This window comes from Brucella grignonensis (genome assembly GCF_002252505.1).
GTDB classification, from domain to species: Bacteria; Pseudomonadota; Alphaproteobacteria; order Rhizobiales; family Rhizobiaceae; genus Brucella; species Brucella grignonensis.
This window is the reverse complement of the sequence record NZ_NNRL01000158.1, coordinates 109,714-135,790: the sequence shown is the minus strand read 5'-3', so window position 1 is coordinate 135,790 and position 26,077 is coordinate 109,714. Positions and strand designations below refer to the sequence as shown.

The window sequence follows — 26,077 nt, the reverse complement described above, 5'->3', positions numbered from 1 at the left end:
AACTATGCAAGCTCAAAACAAGCAATCCGTACAACCGCTTCTGGCCGTCGAAAAGGTCGAGACTTACTACGGCAATATCTGTGCTCTGAAGGGTATTGACCTGACGGTCAACGAAGGTGAAATCGTGGCGCTCATTGGCGCCAACGGCGCTGGCAAGTCCACGTTGATGATGACCATTTTCGGTTCGCCACGCGCTCGTACCGGTCGCATTCTCTTTGGAGGCAAGGACATCACATCTATGCCACCACACGAGATCGCGAAGCTCCGTATTGCGCAGTCGCCCGAAGGTCGTCGCATTTTCCCGCGTATGACGGTTCTTGAAAATCTTCAGATGGGCGCCAGCCTCGATAATCAGCAATATTTCGAAGAAGACGTTGCGCTGATGTTCGATCTGTTTCCACGTCTGAAGGAACGTATCACACAGCGTGGCGGTACACTTTCGGGTGGCGAGCAGCAGATGCTGGCAATTGCGCGTGCCCTGATGGCGCGTCCGAAGCTTCTGCTGCTTGATGAACCTTCGCTTGGTCTTGCACCGTTGATCGTCAAGCAGATCTTTGAGGCGATCAAGGAATTGAACCGTACGCAGGGCTTGACTGTGTTCCTCGTCGAGCAGAACGCTTTTGGAGCGTTGAAGCTCGCTGATCGCGGCTATGTTATGGTCAATGGATCAATCACGATGAGTGGCGCTGGCCGCGAACTGCTGGCTGACCCGGAAGTGCGTGCCGCCTATCTCGAAGGCGGAAGGCATTAAGGAGAAAAATCATGCAGGGAATTCTCTACGAAGAACCGTCATTCTGGTTGTTTTTTCTCATCACCTGCCTTTTGGGCGGTTGGGCTGCCTGGATGACTGGCCGCGCCTGTGCGCAGACCTGGCGAACCTATCCACAGCTGCTGCTCTATCTCATTCCGTTGGGGGTAGCCGTCAGGTTCATCCACTTTGCTTTGTTTGAAGGCACGCTGCTTTCGCTGCACTATTATCTGGTTGACGTGATTGTGCTAATGATCATCGGTACAGTTGGGTTTCGTTATACCCGCACCAAGCAAATGGTGCGCCAGTATAACTGGCTTTATGAAAAAGCCTCGCCCCTCAGCTGGAAGGCAAAATAATTTAAAGCTTCGCCGTTACGCGGCGGAGCTTTTTTAAAAAGATCACGCTGAAAAAACAGGTTCAGCGTAGATATTGCTGGTTAATCAGCAAGATAATAAGGCGATGCAAAAACATCGTTTCGGGGTAACTATAATCGGGAGTTCAAGTAATGAAGAAATCGCTTTTCTCTGGTGTTGCTCTTGCAGCAGTGATGGCTTTCAGTGGCTCTGCTTGGGCAGATGTACTGTTGGGCATTGGTGCACCGTTGACCGGTCCAAATGCCGTTTATGGTGCTCAGATTCAGAAGGGTGCTGAAGCTGCGATCAAGGAAATCAACGATGCCGGCGGCATCAATGGCGAAAAGATCGCGATCACGCTCGGCGACGACGTTTCGGATCCGAAGCAGGGTATTTCGGTTGCCAACAAGTTCGCTGCTGACGGCGTAAAATACGTCATCGGCCACTTCAACTCGGGTGTTTCTATCCCGGCTTCTGAAGTCTATGCCGAAAATGGCATTCTCGAAATCTCACCAGCGGCAACTAACCCAGTCTATACAGAACGCGGTTTGTGGAACACGTTCCGTACCTGTGGCCGTGACGATCAGCAGGGTATCGTTGCCGGTCAGTATATCTTCGACAACTTCAAAGATGCCAAGATTGCTGTGATCCACGACAAGACGCCTTATGGTCAGGGTCTTGCCGACGAAACCAAGAAGAAGCTCAACGAACTGGGCGCAAAAGAAGCACTCTACGAAGGCGTAAACGTCGGCGAAAAAGACTTCTCCGCTCTTATCGCCAAAATGAAGCAGGCCGGTGTGACGGTTGTTTATTGGGGTGGTCTCCATCCGGAAGCCGGTCTCATCATCCGCCAGCTCGCCGATCAGGGGCTGAAGGCTCAGTTCATTTCGGGTGACGGTATTGTGTCGAACGAACTGGCTTCGATCGCAGGTCCAGCGGTGGAAGGCACACTGAACACATTTGGTCCAGACCCACGCAACGCCCCGGGGAATGCTGAACTCGTCAAGAAGTTCCGCGATGCGGGCTTTGAACCAGAGGCCTATACGCTTTATTCCTATGCGGCAGTACAGTCGCTGGCGGGTGCTGCAAAGGCTGCTGGTAGCAATGACCCACAGGAAATTGCCAAGGCTTTGAAAGAAAAAGGTCCATTCCCAACCGTGCTTGGCGATCTCTCCTATGACGAGAAGGGTGATCCGAAGCTCCCAGGTTACGTAATGTATAAGTGGGAAAAGGGCGCCGACGGGAAATATAATTACATTCAGCAGTAAGCGTCTGTCTGTATCGTTACGTCTGCTAGAAAAGTGCCCGGCTATATGCCGGGCATTTTTATTTTATAGAATCTGCATATTCATAACATCATGCATAAAAAGCATTAAATTTAGATATTAGCGAGGGTAGACAATACTGAGGAAAGCCATTTTACCTATTGTAACGACATTGTTTGGCGTAAAGCACGGTCGGCAATTCGTTCCCCGGAGGAGGGCGAGAGCGTCGGGAAACATTGGCTGAATGGATTTCGTAATCCACAGCATCAAGCCTGTTTCTCGCACGGATATAAAAGCTCTCTTCCAGTGGAATTGGCGGCTCCGGAATTCAGTCCGGAGATCGTGGTTTAATGGGAGTAACTGAAATGAAGAAATCCTTATTCTGTGGTGTGTGCCTTTCCGCTTTGGTTGCGATGGGTGGAGCGTCTTTTGCTGATGTGCTGCTGGGTGTTGGTGCACCATTGACTGGCGGTCAGGCGGCTTATGGCGACCAGATCAAGCGTGGCGTTGAAGCAGCTGTCGCAGAAGCCAATGCCAAGGGCGGCATGAATGGCGAGCAGATCACTGTCGTTTATGGCGACGACGCTGCTGATCCGCGTCAGGGGATTTCGGTTGCAAACAAGTTCGTCGGCGATGGCGTGCAGTTCGTAATTGGACATTTCAATTCGGGCGTCAGCATTCCGACATCGGATATTTATGCTGAAAACGGCGTGCTGATGATAGCGCCGGGCACCACCAACCCGACCTTCACCGAACGCGGATTGTGGAACACCTTCCGTACCTGCCGTCGTGATGACCAGCAGGGCATCGTGGCAGGCAAGTATATTGCTGACAATTACAAGGACGGCAAAGTCGCGATCCTGCATGACAAGACACCTTATGGTCAGGGTCTTGCTGACGAAACGAAGAAGTCACTCAATGCCAATGGCAAGGAAGAGACGCTTTACGAAGGCATCAATCAGGGCGACAAAGATTTCTCGGCGCTCATCTCTAAGATGAAGGCCGCGGGTATTAATGCTGTGTATTGGGGTGGTATGCATCCGGAAGCAGGTCTGATCATCCGTCAGATGGCGGATCAGGGTCTGAAGGCCCAGTTCATTTCGGGTGATGGTATCGTGTCGAACGAGCTGGCTTCCATTGCTGGTGATGCTGTTTCGGGTGTTCTGAATACGTTTGGTCCAGATCCGCGTGACGATGCAGCCAATGCTGATCTGATCAAAGCATTCCGTGATAAGGGCTTTGAGCCAGAAGCTTATACCTTCTATGCTTACGCTGGTGTCCAGTCGCTGGTGGATGCAGCCAACGCTGCCGGAAACAATGATCCGCAGGAAGTTGCCGCTGCTCTCAAGGCCAAGGGGCCTTTCAAGACAGTTCTTGGTGACCTGTCCTATGATGCAAAGGGTGATCCGAGCCTTTCGCCTTACGTCATGTTCGAATGGCGCAAGGGTGATGACGGCAAGTATAACTACTTCCAGAAGAAGTAAGGCCGATTGAGGCAGACTCACTTTGTAGAAGTGAGCTCTGAACAATGTTCAACGAGCTGAATGCACTACTTCTTCAGTAACACTTTGCAGAATGCCTCATATATTAGCATAATTTGCTTCAAATTTCAGCAGAATGCCCGACTTTTGGTCGGGCATTTTGTTTTTATCTCCAGATTGCACAGTTTGTTTGCGCTTGCCCATTTTGCGGGTTAAGCAAAGGCACATTCTTCATTGCAGCCTGGGAGACCTGCCTTGTCCATCCGTAAAATACTGGTCGCCAATCGTTCAGAGATTGCCATCCGCGTGTTCCGTGCCGCCAATGAGCTTGGCATAAAAACGGTTGCGATATGGGCTGAGGAAGACAAACTTTCCCTGCATCGTTTTAAAGCGGATGAGAGCTATCAGGTTGGTCGCGGTCCGCATCTTGCGCGTGATTTAGGCCCGATTGAAAGCTATCTTTCCATTGACGAAGTGATCCGCGTTGCCAAGCTTTCGGGCGCGGATGCCATTCATCCGGGTTATGGCCTGTTGTCGGAAAGTCCTGAGTTTGCCGATGCCTGCGCCGAGAACGGCATTATCTTCATTGGCCCGAAGCCGGAAACCATGCGCCGCCTTGGTAACAAGGTTGCTGCGCGTAATCTCGCCATTGAGATTGGTGTACCGGTGGTGCCTGCAACCGATCCGCTTCCGGACGATATTGAGGAAGTGAAGAAGCTCGCCGCCAAAATCGGCTATCCGCTGATGCTGAAAGCCAGTTGGGGCGGCGGCGGTCGCGGTATGCGTGCGATCCGTGCCGAGGAAGATCTTGATCGCGAAGTCGGTGAAGCCAAGCGCGAAGCAAAGGCGGCTTTCGGCAAGGATGAAGTCTATCTCGAAAAGCTCGTCGAACGTGCGCGTCACGTCGAAGTGCAGATTCTGGGCGATATGCATGGCAATGCAGTTCATCTTTATGAGCGCGATTGCTCGATCCAGCGCCGCAATCAGAAAGTGGTTGAGCGTGCGCCAGCCCCTTACCTCAATGATGCGCAGCGTCAGGAACTGGCCAGCTATGGTTTGAAGATTGCTCATGCCACCGATTACATCGGTGCGGGCACGGTTGAGTTCCTGATGGATGCTGATACCGGTGCGTTTTACTTCATTGAAGTGAATCCACGCATTCAGGTGGAACATACCGTCACCGAAGAAGTGACAGGCATCGATATCGTCAAGGCGCAGATACATATTCTGGAAGGCTATGCCATTGGGACGCCTGAATCGGGCGTGCCGGAACAGAAGGATATTCGCCTCAACGGTCATGCGCTGCAATGCCGTATCACAACGGAAGACCCTGAGCAGAACTTCGTTCCCGATTATGGGCGTATTCAGGCCTATCGCTCAGCATCGGGTTTCGGCATTCGTCTTGATGGCGGCACGGCCTATTCGGGCGCGGTCATCACGCGCTATTATGATCCGTTGCTGGTGAAGGTCACAGCGTCGGGTTCAACGCCGATTGAAGCAATCCGCCGCATGGACCGCGCTTTGCGCGAGTTCCGTATTCGCGGTGTTGCGACGAACCTCACCTTTGTTGAGGCGATCATCAATCATCCGCGTTTCCAGTCGAATGATTATACGACGCGCTTTATCGACACGACGCCTGAGCTTTTCACGCATATGAGGCGTCAGGATCGCGCGACCAAGCTTCTGACCTATGTGGCTGATGTCACCGTCAATGGTCATCCGGAAACCAAGGGCCGCGCCGAGCCATCGCGGGATGCTGCCAAGCCGGTGGTGCCGTGGTTTGGGGATCGTCCAGTGGTGGACGGCACCAAGCAGTTGCTCGACAAGCTTGGGCCGCAAAAATTTGCCGAATGGATGCGTAATGAAAAGCGCGTTCTGATGACTGACACGACCATGCGTGACGGTCATCAGTCATTGCTGGCAACGCGCGTACGCACCTATGACATTGCGCGTGTCGCCAATGCCTATGCACAGGCGCTGCCGAACCTGTTTTCGCTTGAGTGCTGGGGCGGTGCGACCTTTGACGTGTCGATGCGCTTCCTGACGGAAGACCCATGGGAACGTCTGGCAATGGTGCGCGAAGGTGCGCCGAACATTCTGCTGCAAATGCTGCTGCGCGGGGCCAATGGCGTTGGCTACAAGTCCTATCCTGACAATGTGGTGAAGTATTTCGTGCGTGAAGCAGCACGCGGCGGCATGGATTTGTTCCGCGTGTTCGACAGCCTCAACTGGGTTGAGAACATGCGCGTGTCGATGGATGCGGTGCTGGAAGAGAACAAGCTTTGTGAAGCAGCCATCTGCTACACGGGCGATATTCTCAATCCGGAACGTGCCAAATACGACCTTAAATATTATGTCGATCTGGCCAAGCAGGTTGAAAAGGCTGGCGCGCATATCATCGCTGTCAAGGACATGGCGGGCCTGTTGAAGCCAGCGGCTGCACGTGTGTTGTTCAAGACGCTGCGTGAGGAAACCGATCTGCCGATCCATTTCCACACCCATGATACATCGGGCATTTCGGCCGCAACCGTGCTTGCAGCAGTCGATGCGGGTGTCGATGCGGTTGATGCGGCGATGGATGCGTTCTCCGGCAACACCTCCCAGCCATGCCTTGGTTCGATTGTAGAAGCTCTGCATGGTTCGGAACGTGATCCGGGTCTGGACACGGAAACGATCCGCCGCATTTCCTTCTATTGGGAAGCGGTGCGCAACCAGTATGCGGCCTTTGAAAGCGATCTTAAGGGACCGGCTTCGGAAGTGTACTTACACGAGATGCCGGGCGGTCAGTTCACGAACCTCAAAGAACAGGCACGTTCGCTGGGTCTTGAAACCCGCTGGCATGAAGTGGCGCAGGCCTATGCTGACGTGAACCGCATGTTTGGCGATATCGTCAAGGTCACGCCGTCCTCCAAGGTGGTGGGCGACATGGCGCTGATGATGGTCTCTCAGGACTTGACCGTTGCCGATGTCGAGAATCCTGACAAGGATATTGCCTTCCCGGATTCAGTTGTGTCGATGATGCGCGGCGATCTCGGTCAGCCACCATCGGGTTGGCCCGCATCGTTGCAGAAGAAGGTGCTGAAAGACGAAAAGCCGTTCACTGTGCGTCCGGGCTCGTTGCTTCCAGCCGCAGACCTTGATGCCGAACGCAAGTCGATTGAGGAAATGCTTGGTCGTGAGATCACGGATCAGGAATTTGCTTCCTACCTCATGTATCCGAAAGTCTTCACCGACTATGCGGCGGCACAGGAAAACTATGGCCCAACCAGTGTTCTGCCAACGCCGGTTTATTTCTACGGCTTGAAGCCGGAAGAGGAAGTCTTCGTTGATCTTGAACGCGGCAAAACGCTTGTGATCGTCAATCAGGCGATGTCTGAGACCGATGAGAAGGGCATGGTCACCGTGTTCTTCGAACTCAATGGTCAGCCACGCCGCGTCAAAGTGCCAAACCGCGCCAAGGGTGCATCGGGTGGTGTGAAGCGCAAGGCGGAACTCGGCAATGACAAGCATGTGGGCGCGCCAATGCCGGGTGTTGTGTCCACGGTTGCAGTCTCGCAGGGCCAGAACGTGAGGGCAGGCGATGTGCTGCTTTCCATTGAAGCGATGAAGATGGAAACCGCTCTGCGTGCCGAACGCGATGGCTCGATTGCCGAAGTGCTGGTGCGCCCCGGCGAACAGATCGATGCAAAGGATTTGTTGGTGGTTTTCGGGGACTAATTTCTCTTCTTTTACGGAATTTTGAAAACGCCGCGCCTTGTTAATGGGTGCGGCGTTTTCTTTTGCTTGCGCGGTCATAAAAATCTGCTATGCACGTTTATGCCGATTTATACGTGTTTATGCATGATAATAGGAATGGGCTATGACAGAGCTATTATTGGACGAAAGACAGACGCGCATTCAGCAATTGCTCGAGCAGTCAGGTCGCGTATTGGCGAGCGAGCTGGCGGAATCCTTCGGGGTTTCGGAAGATACGATCCGCCGTGATCTTCGCGAGATGGCGGCAGCGGGTCTTTGTAAGCGCGTTTATGGCGGCGCACTGAAGGCAGCGCCTTCTTATGCGCCACTTGCCGAGCGCGACACCGAAAGACCGGAGGCCAAGACAGCTCTTGCTACCACGCTGGCTGGTCTGATCGAGCCGAATATGACAGTGTTTCTTGATTCCTCCTCGACCAATCTCGCACTCGCACGTCTGCTGGTGGACAGGGGGGATGTGATCACGATTGTCACCAACACGCCGTCCATTGCTGCGATCGTTTTGCAGTCAGACAAAATCGACGTGGTCATGATTGGCGGTCCTATTGACCGCCGTGTCAGTGCTGCGGTTGGTGCGCGGGCGTTGCGCGATGCGGAACTGGTGCGCCCTGACCTCTGTATGCTTGGCGTTTGCGGCTTTTCCGCTGAAACGGGCATCACAGCGCTTCATCTGGAAGATGCGGAATTCAAACGGGTTATTGCCGGGCGTAGTCGCAAGGTTGTGCTGGCGATCACCAGCGACAAGCTTGGTACTGTTGCTGCGCACGATGTCATACCCATTGAGGCGGTCAATGTTATGGCTGTCGAACATGATGCGAAGGAAGACGTGCTTGCGCCTTATCGGGCGTCAGGCATGAGTATTGTAAGGGCGGTTTAATGCCGTGACCGAGGAAACCATGGAACAGACTGCCGGACGAAACGATGCGCTGAATGACCGGGCGCCAATCGTGACCAGAGAGCGCATTGCGGTGGCACTGCTCTTTCTGATGAATGGATATATTTTTGGTGGCTGGGCGCCGAAAATTCCGGAATTTGCAGGACGTCTTGGGCTCGACACCAGTGGCATGGGCCTGCTGATCCTCGTTTTCGGTATTGGGTCTCTTTCGATGATGCCGGTGGCCGGTGCATTGTCGGCCCATCGCGGCTCTGGTGCAGTCGTCAAGCTGTTTGCAATCGGTCTTACCCCCGCCTTGCTCGTCATTGCGCTTGTGCCGAATATCGTCACAGCAGTGATTGTCATATTCTACTTTGGCGGCATGATCGGCGCGATGGATGTCGCGATGAATGCCAATGCGGTTGGCGTTGAAAAGCATATGCGGCGTGCAATCATGTCATCGTGCCACGCGTTCTGGAGTCTTGGCGGTCTGATTGGTGCGGCAACCGGTGGCTTTCTCATTGCGCAGGTTGGTTCGACTGTCCATGCTTTGATCGCAACGATTGTGGCCGCAGGATTGCTTGCCTGTGCCTGGCCTTCGATCATCGCCGACAAGTTCCATCATCCGAGCGGTGAGAAACAGAAGCTGGTTTTGCCACGCAATCCGCTGCCATGGCTGGTTGGTATCATTGCTCTGTTCTCGATGGTCCCGGAAGGCGCTATCCTTGATTGGGGTGCTTATTATCTGCGTGATGAAATGGGTGCATCGGTAACGGTTGCCGGTTTTGGCTTCGCGGCCTTCTCCATGACCATGGCGATCATGCGCTTTGCGGGTGACATCGTGCGCGACCGTTTCGGTGCCATCAACACGCTGCGTTTTTGCACGTCGATTGCAATTATCGGCATGGTTATCGTCGGCCTGTCGAGCCACCCTTATGCGGTGATCTTCGGCTTTGCCATCTGTGGCATCGGCATCTCCAACATGGTGCCGATTGCCTTCTCGATCGGTGGCAACATACCGGGCATTAACCCAAGTGTTGGCCTGTCGATTGCCACCACCATGGGCTATTCCGGTATGTTAGTTGCTCCCTCGCTGATCGGATTTGTCGCCAAGCATAGCGGTTTCAGCGTGGTGTTCCTGACACTGCCTGTCCTGCTGCTGGTTGTTCTCGCTTTCTCAGGACTGGCGAAATATGCGGATAGCTCGCACTAACAAGCATTTGAGCCAAAAGTGCCAAGCGGTTTTGCGTAGGATAATGCGATGGAAAAAATGCATCGAGCGGTTATCGCTCGATGTTATTCAGCGGTCCAGCCGCCCTCGACTGGCAGGGCGGCACCGTTGATCTGCGCTGCGGCATCCGTTGCAAGGAAGGCCGCAAGCGCACCGATCTGCTCTGTGGTCACAAATTCCTTCGTCGGCTGTTTATCGAGCATGACTTCGCGGATCACCGTTTCGCGGTCCATGTTATGGGCTTTCATCTGATCGGGGATCTGTGCTTCGACAAGCGGGGTCAGGACATAGCCGGGGCAGATGGCGTTGGCCGTAATCTTGGCAAGGGCAAGTTCGAGTGCCAGTGTTTTTGTGAAGCCGACAATACCGTGCTTGGCTGCGACATAGGCCGATTTGAACGGCGAGGCGACAAGACCATGCGCAGACGCGATGTTGATGATGCGGCCCCAGCCGGCCTTCTTCATATGGGGGATTGCTGTGGCTGACGTGTGGAACGCTGAGGTCAGGTTGATAGCGATGATCCGGTCCCATTGCTCGGTCGGAAATTCCTCGACGGGGGCTACATGCTGGATACCGGCATTGTTGACGACGATGTCCGCGCTGCCGAAGGCCTCCACGCTTTTTGTGATTAAGGTGCGGCACTCGTCGGCCTTAGACATATCCGCCGCAATATAAATCGCGCTGACACCATGTTTTTCGGCGATCTTCGTTGCAAGATTGTGATCTTCGTCGCGGTCTGTGAAGGAATTGATCACAAGATTGTGCCCGGAAGCTGCCAAGGCACGGGCGATGCCAAGTCCTATACCTGAATTGGAACCGGTAATGATAGCGGTTTTGCGGGCTTTGGCATCTGGCATGTATAGTTTCCTCCCTTTTTAAGGCGCATCTTATTTGAAAACCGCTTCACACTTTTCAGGATGCGCTTTGAATTCTTCGTATAATGAGGAGGCGACAAGCTGTCGGCAAGTGATTATATAACAAGAAAGCAACGCGGGCAGGCGTTGACAATTGCGCCCTGCTACGCCACCTGAAAACAGGCCCGTACTAAGAGCAGTTCCCGAGAAGCGGAAAGCAGCTTCTATCGGCAATTGCGGCAGGACAAAAGAACAGAGCACAATGTCTTCCGAGACCGTCAGCTATTTTTCGCATCCATTTCCCCGTCGCCAATCCGTTGGCGTGAGCGTTGGCGGTGTTATCGTTGGCGGCAGTGAACCTGTTGTCGTCCAGTCGATGACCAATACCGATACGGCAGATATCGATGGCACCGTTGCGCAAGTTGCAGCTTTGCATCGCGCCGGTTCCGAGATTGTGCGCATTACGGTTGACCGTGACGAATCCGCTGCTGCCGTTCCAAAAATTCGTGAGCGTCTTGAACGTCTCGGGATGAATGTGCCGCTGGTCGGCGATTTTCATTATATCGGACACAAGCTTCTGGCCGATCATCCGGCCTGCGCGGAAGCACTTGCGAAATATCGCATCAATCCGGGCAATGTCGGATTCAAGGACAAGAAGGACAAGCAGTTCGCCGATATCGTGGAAATGGCGATCCGCTACGATAAACCAGTGCGTATTGGCGTGAACTGGGGATCGCTCGATCAGGACTTGCTGACCACGCTGATGGATCGCAATCAGGCTGAGGGTGCGCCATTGAGCGCGCAGGAAGTCATGCGCGAAGCCATCGTGCAGTCGGCGCTGATTTCGGCAAATCTTGCAGAAGAGATCGGGCTAAGCCGCGACAAGATCATTCTGTCGGCCAAGGTCAGTCAGGTGCAGGATCTGATTGCTGTTTACACGATGCTGGCGCAGCGCTCCAATCATGCGCTGCATCTGGGCCTCACCGAAGCGGGCATGGGCACCAAGGGTGTTGTCGCATCGTCTGCCGCCATGGGCATTCTGCTTCAGCAGGGCATTGGCGACACGATCCGTATTTCGCTGACACCGGAACCGGGCGGTGACCGCACACGTGAAGTGCAGGTGGCACAGGAACTGCTGCAGACCATGGGCTTCCGTCAGTTCATTCCGATTGTTGCCGCGTGCCCGGGTTGTGGGCGCACGACATCAACCGTGTTTCAGGAACTGGCGCAGAATATTCAGGATGATATTCGCCGCAACATGCCTGTCTGGCGTGAAAAATATCCGGGGGTCGAAGCGCTTTCGGTCGCGGTTATGGGATGTATCGTCAATGGTCCGGGCGAATCGAAACATGCCAATATTGGCATCTCGCTTCCCGGTACGGGCGAAACGCCGTCCGCACCAGTCTTTGTCGATGGCAAGAAGGTCACGACGTTGCGTGGTCCTGAGATTGCTGCTGACTTCCAGAAGATGGTTGCCGAATATATCGAAAACCGCTTCGGGCTTGATCGGAAGATCGCCGCTGGCCAGAACTGATTTCAGTTTAAGACATTTCAGTTTAAGACATTTCAGTTTAAGACAGGGCGCGTAGCGGCTTCGGGCATTGATTTACGGGTTGCTGCCCAGAATATGAGCGTGAAGAGGCTGATGCCTGCACCCAGCAGGCAGACACCGTTCCAACCTGCATAGGCATAGATCCAGGTTGAAAATGCCGAACCGCTGGCACTGCCGATGGAATAGAAAACCATATAGGCAGCGGTGAGCCGATTCTGCGCTTCGGGTCGCACACGATAGATCATCGCCTGATTGGTGACATGCACGGCCTGAAGTCCGAAATCGATCACCAGCACACCTGCAATCAGCCAGAGCATTGAATGATTGAGCAAGGCTATTGGTATCCATGAAAGAACCATGAGCGTGAGTGCAATGCCGGTCATGCGCTGAGCGTGCCCACGGTCGGCAGCCGCGCCCGCACGTGAAGCCGCAAGCGCGCCTGCGGCTCCGGCAAGGCCGAACAGTCCGATTTGTGCATGGCTTAGCTCAAAAGGCGGCGCGCTGAGCGGCATGACGAGGGGCGCAAGCAGTGTGGTGATATCCGCAAAGATCAGCATGGCGATGATTGCACGAATGCGCAGGACCGGTTCTGATCGGAAGAGTGTTACGAGTGATAGAATAAGAGCAGGGTAGGAGATACTTGCCGTCTGGCGATTCTGTTCTGGTAGGCTTCGCCATAGAAGCAACGAGATCAGGAAGGTCAGTGCTGCAGAACTGAAGTAAACGCTGCGCCATCCACCGATATCGGTAAGCGCTCCGGCTATGGCACGCGCCAGCAATATGCCAAGCACGATGCCGCTTGTGACAATTCCCACCACATGTCCGCGCTGCATCGGATCGGCGAGACTGGCTGCATAGGCGACAAGGGCCTGTGTGACGACGGCCAGAAGGCCTGTCGCAGCCATTGCCAGCAGCAGCATGGTCGCACTTCCTGCAAAGCCAATGGCGAGTAGCGATAAGACCGAAAGCAGGAAATGCGCGAGAATCAGTTTTCGCCGGTCGAAAAGATCACCTAGCGGCACCAGAAAAATGAGGCCGATTGCATAGCCAATCTGGCTCGCAGCGATAATGAGGCCTGCAGTTGAGCGTTTCAGCCCCATATCATCTGCCATCACATCAAGAAGCGGATGCGCGAAATAGACATTGGCCACGGCGAGGCCGCTGGCGATGGCAAACAGTAACAATGTCGCTTGGGAGAGCGAAGGGCATACAAGGTCGTTCGCGGCAGATGGTGCTGCCACGGTGGGGGAGGACTGCATGATTGGCTCCTGCAAAATGGTTTTAAAATGAAACCATTTTGCTTTTAGCGTGATTGGTTTTATATTGCAACTAAGTTGCAATGCGTGGAGTAAGCATGGTTCGCAAGAAAAGCCTGAAAGGCGATTATTGCCCGAGCGCACGAGCGCTGGATGTGATTGGCGACTGGTGGTCGCTTTTGATCGTGCGCGAAGCTTTTGATGGGGTAACGCGCTTCAGCGCCTTCCAGAAGAATTTGGGTATTGCACGCAACATTCTCGCGGAACGGCTACGCAAGCTGACGGGCGAGGGCATTATGGAAATGGTGTCCGATCCCAATGGCGGCGCGCATCAGGAATACAGGCTCACGGCCAAGGGGCGCGATCTTTTGCCGGTCGTCGTCGCGTTGCGTCAATGGGGCGAGAATTATCTTTTCGCGCCCGATGAGCCGCATTCAAAGCTGGTCGATACGGCAAATGGTGAAGGTGTCGCAAAACTGGAGGTGCGCGCGCTCGATGGTCGCCCGCTCTCGGTGGATGACGTTGCCATCATCAAGGTGCGTGAAACAGATGTGTAAGTTTTAGCTCTGTCGCTCTGCAATGAAGCGGGCGGCCTGCTTGAGAATGGTCGCATCATCGCCGAATGGCTCTAGCAGGCTTTCGGCCTGGGCAACGAGGCCGGAAAGCTGCTTGCGGGTCCAGTCAATGCCATGAAGCGCCACGAGCGTGGCTTTGCCTGCCGCCGCATCCTTGCCGGTTGCTTTGCCCATGGCGGCTGCATCTGCGGTCACGTCGAGAAGGTCGTCGGCAAGCTGGAAAGCAAGGCCGATGGCGGAGCCGAACTCGGCCATACGTTCGCGATCCTCGCGTGATGCACCTGCGATAATTGCGCCTGCTTCACAGGCAAAGCGGATCAACGCGCCGGTTTTCATCGCTTGCAAGGTTATGATGCCTGCTTCATCCGGTTTGTTGTCTTCTGCCATCAGATCAAGTGCCTGACCGCCAGCCATGCCGCCAACGCCAGATGCACGCGCGAGTGCTGATACAAGCTGGATACGGATATCGGCAGACAGATCGGTTTCGTCTGACGCCACGATGTCAAATGCATAGGTCAGCAGACCGTCACCTGCGAGGATAGCTGCGGCTTCATCGAAAGCCTTGTGCACGGTTGGTTGGCCCCGCCGCATATCGTCGTTATCCATAGCGGGCAGATCATCGTGGACGAGCGAATAGCAGTGAATGCATTCGAGCGCCGATGCGACACGCAGGACCGCATCGCCGTGTTTGCCGAACAGAGCCGCACTTTCAACGACGAGGAAAGGACGCAGCCTTTTTCCGCCGTTCAGCACGCCGTAGCGCATGGCCGCAAGCAGTCGCTCCGGGCGAGCCACTTCGCCAGTGCGCAAACGAAGATCCAGAAGCCCAACCAGCATTGTCTCGACTTCGAGCGCACGCAGGTTCAGGGATTGAGCAAAATCGACAGACACGTTTTCCATGCAGAAGGGGATGGACGAAAGCGCTGAATTGGTCAACTGGGCACAACGGTCAGCACAGGCTTTTTCATCAAGCGGTCATCAAATGACAAGTGTGTCGCAAAGATTGGCTCAACCTGCCGTTAGAAATCCCGCCAGTAGATTATGGAATCAGTTTCATTATTGTTAAGGAATAGTTTATGTCGCTTGAAAGGAATTAACGGGCGGTGGAAGTGGCAAAAATCATTCTCAAGAGCAAAGATGGTCGCAATTACTTGGCTGATCCCGTTTGGGGTGGCAGAGTTGCCCTTATGCTCAAGATTTTGGTGGCGCTTGCGATTCTCCCGCTTTTTTTGATCCTGATCTATTCGGTCCCTTTTGTGCGCCCGATCTCGACTTTGATGGTCAAGGATTACGTCCTCTTACGGGACGTTGATAGGCAATGGGTCAGTATCGAGGATGTCGCGCCCGTTTTGGTCAATTCGGTCATGATGGCAGAGGATGGGCAGTTCTGCAGTCATGGCGGGGTAGACTGGCACCAGCTCAGTCTTGTGCTCGATAACTCAGGTGAGGGCGGTCCCAGCCGCGGCGCCTCTACCATAACCATGCAGACGGTGAAGAACCTGTTTCTCTGGAACGGTCGCTCCTATGTGCGCAAGGGGCTCGAATTCCCTCTGGCGATTACTGCAGATGCGGTGCTTTCCAAACGACGGATCATGGAGATTTATCTCAACATCGCCGAATGGGGGCCGGGCATCTATGGTATTGAGGCTGCAGCTCAGCATTATTTCAAACGTCCCGCATCCCGTCTGACTGCACAGCAAGCAGCTCTGCTTGCCGTAACGCTTCCCAATCCTGCTTTGCGCAATCCGGCAAAGCCAACGCGCAACATGCAGCGTATCTCGCGTATTGTTGCCGGACGCGCTTCCCGGGCTGGTCCTTATGTGACGTGTGTGCAATAAATGCGCAGTCTGGAAAAAAGATAAGACTCCGACTGGTCAAATGCCGCGAGAGCGTGTATAGGCACGTGACTTTCCGGAATTTTGTCCGATGTGACAGGCTCCTCGGGGCTGTGCCGGACGTTTATTGATCGATCAGTGGAGTTGGATCCATGGCAGTACCAAAACGCAAAACGTCTCCGTCGAAGCGCGGCATGCGCCGTTCGGCAGACGCTCTCAAGGCCCCGACTTACGTCGAGGACAAGAACTCGGGCGAACTTCGTCGTCCGCATCATATCGATCTTAAGAGCGGTATGTATCGCGGCCGTCAGGTCCTCGAAGCTAAGGAATAGTCTTAGGCTGCATTGCAGCTGAAAGATGGATTTCAAAAACGCCGTTTCCGGTTTCCGGAAGCGGCGTTTTCTTTTGGGAATATTTGGTTTGTCGGGTTTAGCCCACTTATTGAGCCGGTGAGGTCACGCGTTTACGTGACCTCAAGCAGATGAAGTCAGCCTGCATCCGCAGCAAAGCCAGCGCCCTCGATGCCCGCAATTGCTGCGAGTTCATCATTGTCCGAGGTATCACCTGAAATTCCGACGGCGCCGATAATTTCGTTTGAGGAATCTTTAATCAGCACGCCGCCGGGGACAGGGACGATCTTTCCACCTGACACGCCCGAAAGACCTTCCAGAAAATGCGGACGATCCTTGGCCTGATTGTGGAGCCAGCGTGAGCCAGCGCCAACAGCCAGAGCGCCAAATGCCTTGCCAGAGGCGATCTCAAAGCGGAGAATCGAAGTTCCATCCTGTCGCTGAAAGGCCTTGAGATGGCCACCGGCGTCAAAAACTGAAACAACGATTGGCTTCAGCTGCAGTTCTGTGGCCTTGGCAAAAGCACCTGCAATGATCGCGTTGGCTTTTTCTAGCGTCAGTTGGGGCATGGTTGTCTCCTTTGTTTGCATGGCGCTAATCTAACGGTTGTTGAGCAATGCGCATGGTCAAAAGTGCACGCCTATCGAAGAAACTGATTATCATTTTGAGCGAAGGTGTATTCCTGTCTCTCGCGCGTATGACCTTGCAAAAGTGCCGGTTTTGGGTTTTCTCTGTCGGTGATTTTTCAAGGAGGAAAGAATGACAGCCACACATAATCCGAAGGCCATTGTTATCGCCAGCGCTGCCCGTACTGCGGTGGGGGCCTTCAACGGTGCTTTTGCCAATGTGCCTGCGCATGAGCTTGGCGCTACCGCCATCAAGGCAGCTCTCGAACGTGCTGGCATTGATGCGGTCGATGTGGACGAGGTCATTCTTGGTCAGGTCTTAACGGCGGGTGAGGGACAGAACCCCGCCCGTCAGGCGGCTATGGCTGCTGGTTGTCCGAAAGAAACGACAGCCTTCTCGATCAACCAACTCTGTGGTTCCGGTTTGCGTTCCGTGGCGCTCGGTATGCAGCAAATTCTGTCGGGCGACGCAAAAATCATCGTGGCGGGTGGACAGGAGTCCATGTCGATGGCGCCACATTGTGCCCATTTGCGCGGTGGCGTAAAAATGGGCGATTTCAAAATGATCGACACCATGATGAAAGATGGTTTGGTTGATGCCTTCCACGGCTATCCTATGGGGATCACAGCGGAAAATATTGCCAAGCAATGGCAGTTGAGCCGCGAGGAACAGGATGCTTTTGCGCTGGCCTCGCAACACAATGCCGAGGCCGCACAGAAAGCTGGCCGCTTCGATGATGAAATCGTTCCGTTTACGGTGAAAAGCCGTAAGGGGGAGACGATTGTTTCTGCAGATGAATATATCCGTGCAGGCACGACGATCGAAGCGCTCAGCAAGCTGAAACCTGCCTTCGACAAGGAAGGCACGGTTACGGCGGGCAATGCCTCCGGCATCAATGACGGTGCTGCAGCTGTGGTTCTGATGGATGCAGATGAAGCCGCAAAACGCGGTGTTGAGCCGCTCGCGCGCATCGTTTCCTGGGCAACGGCGGGTGTAGATCCGTCGATCATGGGAACCGGGCCTATTCCTGCAACCCGCAAAGCGCTTGAAAAGGCTGGCTGGACAGTTGCTGATCTGGAGCTGGTTGAGGCCAATGAGGCTTTTGCAGCGCAATCCTGCGCGGTCGTGCGCGATCTTGGACTTAATCCGGAGATCGTCAATGTGAATGGCGGCGCTATCGCTATCGGTCATCCGATTGGCGCATCGGGTGCGCGTGTGCTGACAACGCTTCTCTATGAGATGAAACGGCGCGATGTGAAGCGCGGTCTGGCAACGCTATGCATTGGCGGCGGCATGGGTGTCGCCTTGTGTGTCGAGCGACAATAAACGGGTAAAAGTTAACGCTGAAGCTGTTTGCGACAAAATCGAGCGGCAAAATAATGCCGCTCTATGGGTTTTGTTCCCTGTTGCTACCATATGTTGTGAGAACAAAAAGGGAAAATATGCGGATCAGCGATTCGTCGCCGATTCGTTCCGGCTTTGGCCTGAAGGTTAACAAAACTAGGTTCTCATGCGCTGTGGGTGTTAACTAACTGTCAGGAAAGATTGATAATTTATAAGTGACTGGGGTGCCCGCTTCTCTTGCATGAAGGCATGAAAAGCAAAGGTTAACGTGTCTGTCGCTTTGTTCTCGTTCTAGCCCTGATCTTAACGGAGGTGATTCATCATATGGTGGGCCGACGTTTATTTGCTACCATATGTGGCCGTGAACAAAAGGCGAAGAGCACGGAAACAGTGATTCGTCGCCGATTCGTTCCGGAGTCGTTCTATTTATTAAAAGGGGCATTTGTTAAGATGCAGGAGTGTGTGCAACCGATACTGTATCCTGCATTTTGATACCCATCGTCATTTGAAAGCCGTTTTGTTCTTTTCAGGGTGCTTTAGAGAGCAGTTCCAGTTAAAACAACGAAGGCTTAGCCGGGTGATAAAGGCCCCTGAAACACTGAATGAAACTTAACAGGAGCGCTTTCGGCTCAAGTCAGATAGTGCTATCGCATGGCTTTACGTAAGGCATTTGTTCCGGGAATTCTATTATTGGTATGAACCATCTCCCTGCCCATGATCTGCCGCTGACCTTAAGCGGCCGCGGTGTTACTGCGGTGCTGGGGCCAACAAATACCGGCAAGACACATCTCGCCATTGAGCGGATGTTGTCGCATGGCAGTGGCATGATAGGTCTTCCGCTGCGCTTGCTTGCGCGCGAAGTCTATAATCGTGTCGTCGAGAAGGTCGGGGCTGCCAATGTCTCGCTGATTACCGGTGAAGAAAAGATCACGCCGCCTACCTCACGTTATTCCGTCTGTACCGTTGAGGCTATGCCGCGTCGGACAGATATGCCTTTTGTGGCTATCGATGAAGTGCAGCTTGCGGGCGATCTGGAACGTGGTCACATCTTTACCGACCGTATTCTGCATTTGCGTGGGCGGCAGGAAACGCTGCTGCTTGGTGCAGGCACCATGCGCGGTATTCTTGAAAAGCTTTTGCGCGGGATCACCGTGGTCACGCGTCCACGCTTGTCACACCTTACCTATGCGGGTTCCAAGAAGATCATTCGTTTGCCGAATCGTTCGGCTATTGTGGCCTTCTCTGCGGATGAAGTTTATGCAATTGCAGAGCTGATACGCCGCCAGCGTGGCGGTGCTGCTGTGGTGATGGGGGCACTCAGCCCACGCACCCGCAATGCGCAGGTTGAGCTTTATCAATCGGGCGATGTGGATTTTCTGGTCGCAACCGATGCGATCGGCATGGGGCTTAACCTCGACGTCGATCATGTGGCCTTTGCGCAGAATCGTAAATTTGATGGCTATCAGTTCCGTGATCTGACGCCAGCTGAAATCGGGCAGGTCGCAGGACGCGCAGGGCGCCATTTGCGCGACGGCACCTTCGGTGTGACGGGGCAGGTACAGCCACTTGACGACGAACTCGTTGAACGGGTTGAAGCACATGCTTTTGATCCAGTGAAAGTGCTGCAGTGGCGGACGGGTCGGTTCGACTTCTCGTCGCTCAATGCCTTGCGCTATTCTCTGGAAACACCGACCCCTATAGAAGGGCTTACCAAAGCATTGCCTGCTGTTGATCAACAGGCGCTTGAAAATTTGTCGAAAGACGACGACATTGTGCGGCTTGCAACGACGCCTGCGCGGATCGAACTTTTGTGGGATACCTGTGCGCTCCCCGATTATCGTAAGATCGCGCCGGCTCAACATGCCGATATCATTGCAACCATCTATCAGGATCTGGTCCGCCGAGGGAGCGTTGATGAAGATTATATGAGCGAACAGGTGCGCCGCGCCGACAGTACAGAGGGGGAAATCGACACTCTGTCGCATCGCGTGGCGCAAATCCGCACCTGGACTTTTGTGTCGCACAGGCCGGGATGGCTTGCCGATCCGACACACTGGCAGGAAAAGACGCGCGAAATTGAGGACAGATTGTCCGACGCGCTGCATGAAAGGTTGACGAAACGCTTTGTAGACCGCAGGACAAGCGTGCTTATGAGGCGCCTGAGAGAGAATGCCATGCTAGAAGCAGAAATCAGCCCGGCCGGTGACGTAATTGTCGAGGGCCACAATGTTGGGCAACTAGAAGGATTCCGGTTCACTGCCGACGTTCAGGCTGAAGGGCCGGACGCGAAGGCTGTGAAGACGGCTGCACAAAAGGCGCTAGCCGCCGAGTTCGAACGTCGTGCGGAGCGGTTTGCTGCGGCACCCAATGGCGATTTTGCGCTTGGGTCGGATGGCGTGATGCGCTGGGTCGGTGCGACCGTTGCAACGCTCGTCGCTGGCGACGATGTGTTGAAGCCACGTGCGATCATTCTGGCTGACGAACAGTTGACCGGACCAGCCCGTGACAAGGTTGCTACCCGTATTGAACGTTTTGTCGCTCACCATATCGAAACCGTATTGAAGCCGCTGACTGATCTTAGTGCTGCCGATGCTTTGACCGGTATGACCCGTGGTCTGGCTTTCCAGATCGTCGAAAACCTTGGCATTCTTCAGCGTCGCGAAGTGGCCGAAGAAGTGCGCGGTCTTGATCAGGATTCGCGAGCAGCGCTTCGTCGTCTCGGTGTGCGTTTTGGCGCTTATCATGTTTTCATGCCAATGCTGCTGAAGCCTGCTCCGGCTGGCCTCATCACGCTGCTCTGGGCATTGAAGAATGACGGTCGTGAACGCACCGGTTATGGTGATGTGGTCAATGTGCTGGCCGCTGGCCGTACATCGGTCGTCGTTGATCCGGCTTTTGACCCGATGTTCTATCGTCTGGCCGGTTATCGGGTGCTCGGTCGTCGTGCTGTGCGCATCGATATTCTGGAACGCCTTGCTGACCTCATTCGTCCGGCACTTGCCTGGCGTCCGGGTTCGGGCACACGTCCGGAAGGTGCCTATGACGGTGGCCGCTTCATCGTGACTCCTGCCATGATGTCCATTCTGGGCGCGACTGGCGAGGACATGGAAGAAATCCTGAAAAGCCTCGGCTATCGTCATGAAGCCATGGACGCAGCCGATGTAACGGCAAAGCTTGCCGAGCTTGATGCATTTGCCGCTGAAGCTCAAGTCAAGGATACGGTTTTCAAGGCTGCTGCACCTGCTGCAGTTGCAAGCGAAGGCGAAAAGCCTGCCGTTCCGGCAGCCGAGCCTGTGCCTGCACCAGTGGAGGCCGCTGTTGCCGAGACTGTTGAAGAAGCCAAGCCTGTTACCGAAGTAAGCGAAGCGCCGGCTGAAGAGCCGAAGCCTGTTCTTCTGTGGCGTCAGGGCCGCTTTGAAGGTCGCAATCGCAATCAGGATCAGAACCGTCAGCGCCACAATCGCCCACAGCAGGGCGTTCAGGGCAATGAGGCTCGCAAGTCCGAAGATGGTTCAGACGGCGGCGAAGCGCAGAACACGCGCGACAATCGTGGCGGCAAGCGGTTCGATAAAAACCGTCGCAATCATGATGGTGCCCGCCAGAATCAAGGCCAGAATCAGGGTCAAAACCAGAATCAGGGCAAGCGCGAGGGCTTCAAGGGCAAGCCGCGTGATGGTGACCGCAACCGTCAGCCAAAGCGCGACAATGCCGGACAGCAGGGCAACAAGCGGTTCGAGCAGGAACGTCCCGTGCGTGTCGATCCCGATTCGCCTTTTGCCAAGCTTCTTGCTCTCAAGGAGCAACTGAAGAAGTAAGATGGCGACCGAAGCGATTGCAAGACAGCGTATCGACAAGTGGCTGTTCTTTGCACGTGTGGTCAAATCAAGATCGCTGGCGGCGAAACTCGCCGTCGGCGGCAAGGTTCGTGTTAATCGCGACAAGATCGAGCAGGCCTCGCATCAGGTGAAAATCGGCGATGTTCTGACCATCACCCTTGAGCGGCGCATCGTGATCTATAAGATATTGGCGGGCGGAGAGCGGCGTGGACCTGCGCCCGAAGCGCAGCTTCTTTATGAAGATTTGACACCAAAACCTACCCAGCAATCCGAAACCATTGAAGCTGTTCAGCCCCGGCGTGAAACCGGTGCAGGTCGTCCCACCAAGAAAGAACGTCGCGAAACTGATCGCTTGCGCGGCAATTGAAGCGGACGCGATGACGCAGTTTGAATGGTCAGCGCGATAGAAATTGCGTATTAAAGGCTTAAAATAAAAGCATTTTCTAGGTTTTTGCCTTCAAAAGAAACGTCATTTCAGATGTTCGTGACATATTGATATTGCGGCGTTTGGGCCCTTGTCATAGGCAGATAAAGTCGTTACCTCACCGTTGGCGATTGCAAGGGCATGAGCTGGCAAGCAAGCCACACGCCGTAGCACCATATGCGTGACACATATGTCGTGACCGGAGCGAAATCATTCAGATGTCCGATCTGAATGTTCAAACAGCCAGTTCAGGATAGATAAGCCATTCCTTCAGATGGAAGGTCGGCAACAGGAGTTGGACAATGACTTATGTCGTGACCGATAATTGCATTCGTTGCAAATATACGGACTGCGTCGAGGTTTGTCCCGTCGACTGTTTCTATGAAGGCGAGAATATGCTCGTCATCAATCCGGACGAATGCATTGATTGCGGCGTCTGTGAGCCTGAGTGTCCGGCAGAAGCCATCAGCCCGGACACTGAGCCGGGCCTTGACAAGTGGCTTGAGCTGAACGCTGAATATGCTGCCAAGTGGCCTAATCTGACGGCTAAGAAGGACGAGCTTCCTGAAGCCAAGGAAATGGATGGTGTTGCTGGCAAGCTTGAACAGTTCTTCTCGGCAGAACCAGGTTCGGGTGATTAACACCCATCATGCGGGCAAACTTGTCTGCATGAATAAGTGATTACAACCTGTTTTATGGGCGTCTAAAGTTGCCAAAACCAACGTGTTTGGCAATTTGTTGATTCTTGCGCAAAATTGTGTTAAGTTACACAGATAATTTCGGTGACTGGACGTCAACTCGTGGCGCAAATGCGTTAATCTCTGAAAGGGCTAAATTTTTTTACCGGGCTGTATTGGCACCGGGATGGATTATTGCGATTTCAGCGCTCCGTCCTCACCAAACCCTCCCGGTAGATAAATTCGTGCCTGAGACGCGCTTTCAGTTCAAAACCGCAACGACTTCCGTATCTCTCCCAGGAGCTACGGTCGAAATCATGTGTAAACCGGCGAGTTGCGCCGGGCACAACAGGGAGTATTGAAGCGTATGTCATCCCAGCAGAAGAAGACTCCGGCTCGTCAGGGTTTCAAGACCGGTGAATCGATTGTGTATCCAGCTCACGGCGTTGGCCAGATCGTAGCGATCGAAGAGCAGGAAGTAGCCGGCCATAAGCTTGAGCTTTTTGTTATCGACTTTGAAAAAGACAAGATGCGCCTCAAGGTGCCAGTCGCTAAGGCCGTAACCATCGGCATGCGTAAGCTTTCGGAAACCGATTATGTTGAGCGTGCATTGAAGGTCGTCCAGGGCCGTGCACGTGTGAAGCGCACCATGTGGTCGCGCCGCGCGCAGGAATATGATGCAAAGATCAATTCCGGCGATTTGATCATGATTTCTGAAGTTGTTCGCGATCTGCATCGTGCTGAAAACCAGCCTGAGCAGTCTTACTCCGAACGTCAGCTGTATGAAGCAGCGCTCGACCGTATGGCGCGCGAAATCGCTGCCGTGAACAAGCTTTCCGACACGGAAGCTGTTCGTCTTATCGAAGCAAATCTCGCCAAGAGCCCAAAACGCACAAAGGCTGATGCCGATGCGGAAGGCGATGAGGTCGAAGCAGCGTAATAAACGTTTGCATTGTGCTCTAAAAAGCCCGGCTTAGCCGGGCTTTTTATTTATCTGGTTTAGCAATCGTCCAGTTGCACGCTTCCGAGATGTCCATTTTTCAATGAGCGCCTTATCTAAAGCAATATCCCGAGAGCTGCTCTATCTTTTTGTTTTGACGCATTATCCTTCGCAAAGCCGCTTCGCTCTTTTGGCTTAAACGCTCTATTTTCCAGCAATGTCAAAGATTTATAGTGCGTAAATGGAACCGGAAGGTTCCTGCCGCGTTGTTGAGCAGTACCAGTTCGTAAACGGGTTTGTTTTGCGGCGTATCAGTCTGGCCTCAGAGCAGGTCTGTAAAAGGCATTTTGAACGAATAGAAGCCGTTCATTCAATTGTTCTTCGCAGAGCTGGAATATCTTTTGTCTTGCGCTTCCAATTTTTGGAAAGCCTCGCAGTCAGAACAGGAGAACCAGATGAAGACGTCATCCGCAAGCAGTTCCTCCACCGTTCCAGCAGTGCGTTTGCCAATGGTGGCGCGCAACGTGCCACCAGCTGCATCCTCTTCTCCCCAGTCGATGATCCGCAATGCGATGTCTGCACCTTATCTGGAGCGGGAGGAAGAACGCGCGCTGGCTATTCGCTGGAAAGAGAACAAGGATCAGGAGGCTCTTCATCGCATTACTGCATCACATATGCGATTGGTGATCTCCATGGCTGGGCGCTTCCGCAAATTCAAGCTGCCGATGAGCGATCTCATTCAGGAAGGCTATGTCGGCCTGCTTGAAGCGGCTGCGCGCTTTGATCCTGAACGCGATGTGCGCTTTTCGACCTATGCGTCGTGGTGGATACGCGCTTCAATGCAGGATTACATTCTGCGCAACTGGTCAATTGTCCGTGGCGGTACAAGTTCTGCGCAAAAATCGCTGTTCTTCAACCTTCGTCGTCTGCGTTCCAAGCTTGCTCAGGAAGATGAGACGATGAGCAAGGCGGAAATCTACAACCAGATCTCCACTCAGTTGGGTGTTTCTGCTAGTGATGTCGAGTTCATGGATAGCAGGCTCTCAGGCTCCGACAGTTCGCTCTCGGCTTCAATGAATAATGACGAATCCAGCGCATCGAGCCGTATGGATTTTCTCGTTGATGATCATCCATTGCAGGATGAAGTCGTGGAAAGCACCATCGACATGGAACGTCGGGTTAGCTGGCTTCATACAGCCCTTCATGCGCTTAACGAGCGTGAGTTGCACATTATTCGCGAGCGTCGGCTCGATGATGACGGAGTGACATTGGAAGCGCTGGGCGAAAAACTCGGCATTTCAAAAGAGCGCGTCAGGCAAATCGAGAGCCGTGCGATGGAAAAGCTCAAGCTCGCCTTGCTGGATCAACATGAAATGGCTGCCTATCAGGCCTGAACCTTATTCTTTATGCCCTGTAAGCCGGGGCGACCAGTCTTCAACCTTGCGATTTTCGAGACGGCGGATAGCATAACGCTTCCAGCCGTCCGCAAGGTGCGGGATCTGAGCCATCTCGGCAAGCTGATCATAGTTGAGCATATCGACATAGAGCAGATGCCAGACCCGGTGCAGAGTCCATTCCGGTGAAAGTCGCTCGACAAGTTGCATCGTATCGTTCTCAGCAACGACACCTTCTTCCAGAACACGATAATACCAGCCGGTGCGTCCGGTTTTTTGCACCCGCACCGCCATATCCGGTACATCAAAGCGTGCATTCAACTTCCAGCAAGGCTGTCGCCCTTGCGACACTTCCACCAGCGCTGTGCCAATGCGGAAGCGATCACCGACTGCAACATTATGCTCGGTCAGTCCGGTTGTTGAAATATTCTCGCCAAAAGCGCCAGATGCATCAAGACGAGGATTGTCACCTACGTCCTCACGCCAATCAGCGTAATGATCATGCGGATAGTGATGGATGGCCTTTTCCGGGCCGCCATGTACTTTTCGGTCACCTTGCTCATCGCATTCGAGACCGTCACGAAGAAGCCTTACAGGACCTGAAACGGGCTTCTTATCAATGCCGCTCGGTGCCTGCCGTTCTCCTAATGGAGCAATCTTTCCGGCAAGCAGTGCACTGATACGGATTTCCATTTCCACTTCCGG

The 26,077-nt window shown here is 53.9% G+C and carries 22 protein-coding genes; 17 read left to right on the top strand and 5 right to left on the bottom strand.

The genetic code is table 11. The annotated features are described in order from the left end of the window. Window positions 1-4 precede the first annotated feature (4 nt). The 7 genes from CEV33_RS10285 to CEV33_RS10255 all read left to right on the top strand — a co-directional run bounded on the left by CEV33_RS10285 (window position 5) and on the right by CEV33_RS10255 (window position 9,690). A complete protein-coding gene (locus CEV33_RS10285; protein ID WP_094540487.1) occupies window positions 5-751 on the top strand; it encodes an ABC transporter ATP-binding protein in 747 nt (248 codons plus the stop codon). Window positions 752-762: 11 nt separating this feature from the next. Beyond that, on the top strand, window positions 763-1,107 hold the full coding sequence (locus CEV33_RS10280; RefSeq protein WP_094540398.1) for a DUF6867 family protein: 345 nt from the start codon (window positions 763-765) through the stop codon (window positions 1,105-1,107). A gap of 149 nt (window positions 1,108-1,256) precedes the next feature. Then, window positions 1,257-2,372 (top strand): branched-chain amino acid ABC transporter substrate-binding protein, encoded by a 1,116-nt coding sequence (locus tag CEV33_RS10275; RefSeq protein ID WP_094540397.1) that lies wholly within the window; start codon window positions 1,257-1,259, stop codon window positions 2,370-2,372. Between the two features lie 362 nt (window positions 2,373-2,734). After that, window positions 2,735-3,853: a branched-chain amino acid ABC transporter substrate-binding protein gene (locus CEV33_RS10270; protein WP_094540396.1), complete on the top strand. Its 1,119-nt coding sequence runs from the start codon at window positions 2,735-2,737 to the stop codon at window positions 3,851-3,853. 252 nt (window positions 3,854-4,105) lie between these two features. After that, window positions 4,106-7,567: a pyruvate carboxylase gene (pyc, locus tag CEV33_RS10265; protein ID WP_094540395.1), complete on the top strand. Its 3,462-nt coding sequence runs from the start codon at window positions 4,106-4,108 to the stop codon at window positions 7,565-7,567. A gap of 142 nt (window positions 7,568-7,709) precedes the next feature. Beyond that, window positions 7,710-8,480: a DeoR/GlpR family DNA-binding transcription regulator gene (locus CEV33_RS10260; RefSeq protein ID WP_094540394.1), complete on the top strand. Its 771-nt coding sequence runs from the start codon at window positions 7,710-7,712 to the stop codon at window positions 8,478-8,480. 19 nt (window positions 8,481-8,499) lie between these two features. Next, on the top strand, window positions 8,500-9,690 hold the full coding sequence (locus CEV33_RS10255) for an MFS transporter (RefSeq protein ID WP_094540393.1): 1,191 nt from the start codon (window positions 8,500-8,502) through the stop codon (window positions 9,688-9,690). A gap of 83 nt (window positions 9,691-9,773) precedes the next feature. On the opposite strand, the gene CEV33_RS10250 is transcribed toward CEV33_RS10255, so the two are convergent. Continuing rightward, window positions 9,774-10,565, bottom strand: a complete 792-nt coding sequence (locus tag CEV33_RS10250) for a 3-hydroxybutyrate dehydrogenase (RefSeq protein WP_094540392.1) — start codon at window positions 10,563-10,565, stop codon at window positions 9,774-9,776. A gap of 259 nt (window positions 10,566-10,824) precedes the next feature. Here CEV33_RS10250 and ispG point away from each other — a divergent pair, with 259 nt between their 5' ends. Further along, on the top strand, window positions 10,825-12,096 hold the full coding sequence (gene ispG / locus CEV33_RS10245; RefSeq protein WP_094540391.1) for a flavodoxin-dependent (E)-4-hydroxy-3-methylbut-2-enyl-diphosphate synthase: 1,272 nt from the start codon (window positions 10,825-10,827) through the stop codon (window positions 12,094-12,096). A gap of 32 nt (window positions 12,097-12,128) precedes the next feature. Here the strand turns inward: ispG and CEV33_RS10240 are convergent, their stop codons facing one another. Further along, window positions 12,129-13,373, bottom strand: a complete 1,245-nt coding sequence (locus tag CEV33_RS10240; RefSeq protein ID WP_094540390.1) for an MFS transporter — start codon at window positions 13,371-13,373, stop codon at window positions 12,129-12,131. 95 nt (window positions 13,374-13,468) lie between these two features. On the opposite strand from CEV33_RS10240, the gene CEV33_RS10235 reads away from it, so the two are divergent. Further along, window positions 13,469-13,927: a winged helix-turn-helix transcriptional regulator gene (locus CEV33_RS10235; protein ID WP_094540389.1), complete on the top strand. Its 459-nt coding sequence runs from the start codon at window positions 13,469-13,471 to the stop codon at window positions 13,925-13,927. Window positions 13,928-13,930: 3 nt separating this feature from the next. Here the strand turns inward: CEV33_RS10235 and CEV33_RS10230 are convergent, their stop codons facing one another. Continuing rightward, on the bottom strand, window positions 13,931-14,845 hold the full coding sequence (locus tag CEV33_RS10230) for a polyprenyl synthetase family protein (protein WP_094540486.1): 915 nt from the start codon (window positions 14,843-14,845) through the stop codon (window positions 13,931-13,933). Window positions 14,846-15,054: 209 nt separating this feature from the next. Between CEV33_RS10230 and mtgA the strand changes: the two genes are divergently transcribed. Beyond that, a complete protein-coding gene (gene mtgA / locus CEV33_RS10225) occupies window positions 15,055-15,783 on the top strand; it encodes a monofunctional biosynthetic peptidoglycan transglycosylase (RefSeq protein ID WP_208620184.1) in 729 nt (242 codons plus the stop codon). Window positions 15,784-15,932: 149 nt separating this feature from the next. Further along, window positions 15,933-16,112: a 50S ribosomal protein L32 gene (rpmF, locus tag CEV33_RS10220; protein WP_006467787.1), complete on the top strand. Its 180-nt coding sequence runs from the start codon at window positions 15,933-15,935 to the stop codon at window positions 16,110-16,112. A 155-nt stretch (window positions 16,113-16,267) separates the two neighbouring features. Here rpmF and CEV33_RS10215 read toward each other — a convergent pair whose 3' ends face one another. Next, entirely contained in the window at window positions 16,268-16,699 is a 432-nt protein-coding gene (locus tag CEV33_RS10215; RefSeq protein WP_094540387.1) for a GlcG/HbpS family heme-binding protein, read from the bottom strand. A gap of 190 nt (window positions 16,700-16,889) precedes the next feature. On the opposite strand from CEV33_RS10215, the gene CEV33_RS10210 reads away from it, so the two are divergent. From CEV33_RS10210 to CEV33_RS10185, 6 genes are all read left to right on the top strand, one after another. Continuing rightward, window positions 16,890-18,083 (top strand): acetyl-CoA C-acetyltransferase, encoded by a 1,194-nt coding sequence (locus tag CEV33_RS10210; RefSeq protein ID WP_094540386.1) that lies wholly within the window; start codon window positions 16,890-16,892, stop codon window positions 18,081-18,083. 713 nt (window positions 18,084-18,796) lie between these two features. Further along, window positions 18,797-21,916 (top strand): helicase-related protein, encoded by a 3,120-nt coding sequence (locus CEV33_RS10205; RefSeq protein ID WP_094540385.1) that lies wholly within the window; start codon window positions 18,797-18,799, stop codon window positions 21,914-21,916. A 1-nt stretch (window position 21,917) separates the two neighbouring features. Beyond that, window positions 21,918-22,304 (top strand): RNA-binding S4 domain-containing protein, encoded by a 387-nt coding sequence (locus CEV33_RS10200; RefSeq protein WP_094540384.1) that lies wholly within the window; start codon window positions 21,918-21,920, stop codon window positions 22,302-22,304. A gap of 359 nt (window positions 22,305-22,663) precedes the next feature. Continuing rightward, window positions 22,664-23,002 (top strand): ferredoxin FdxA, encoded by a 339-nt coding sequence (gene fdxA / locus CEV33_RS10195; protein WP_094540383.1) that lies wholly within the window; start codon window positions 22,664-22,666, stop codon window positions 23,000-23,002. Window positions 23,003-23,405: 403 nt separating this feature from the next. Then, the gene (locus CEV33_RS10190) at window positions 23,406-23,978 is read left to right on the top strand and encodes a CarD family transcriptional regulator (protein WP_094540382.1); all 573 of its coding nucleotides are present in this window, start codon (window positions 23,406-23,408) and stop codon (window positions 23,976-23,978) included. A gap of 455 nt (window positions 23,979-24,433) precedes the next feature. Next, window positions 24,434-25,372: an RNA polymerase factor sigma-32 gene (locus CEV33_RS10185; RefSeq protein WP_094540381.1), complete on the top strand. Its 939-nt coding sequence runs from the start codon at window positions 24,434-24,436 to the stop codon at window positions 25,370-25,372. 3 nt (window positions 25,373-25,375) lie between these two features. On the opposite strand, the gene CEV33_RS10180 is transcribed toward CEV33_RS10185, so the two are convergent. Beyond that, a complete protein-coding gene (locus CEV33_RS10180) occupies window positions 25,376-26,065 on the bottom strand; it encodes an MOSC domain-containing protein (protein ID WP_094540380.1) in 690 nt (229 codons plus the stop codon). Window positions 26,066-26,077: the final 12 nt, after the last annotated feature.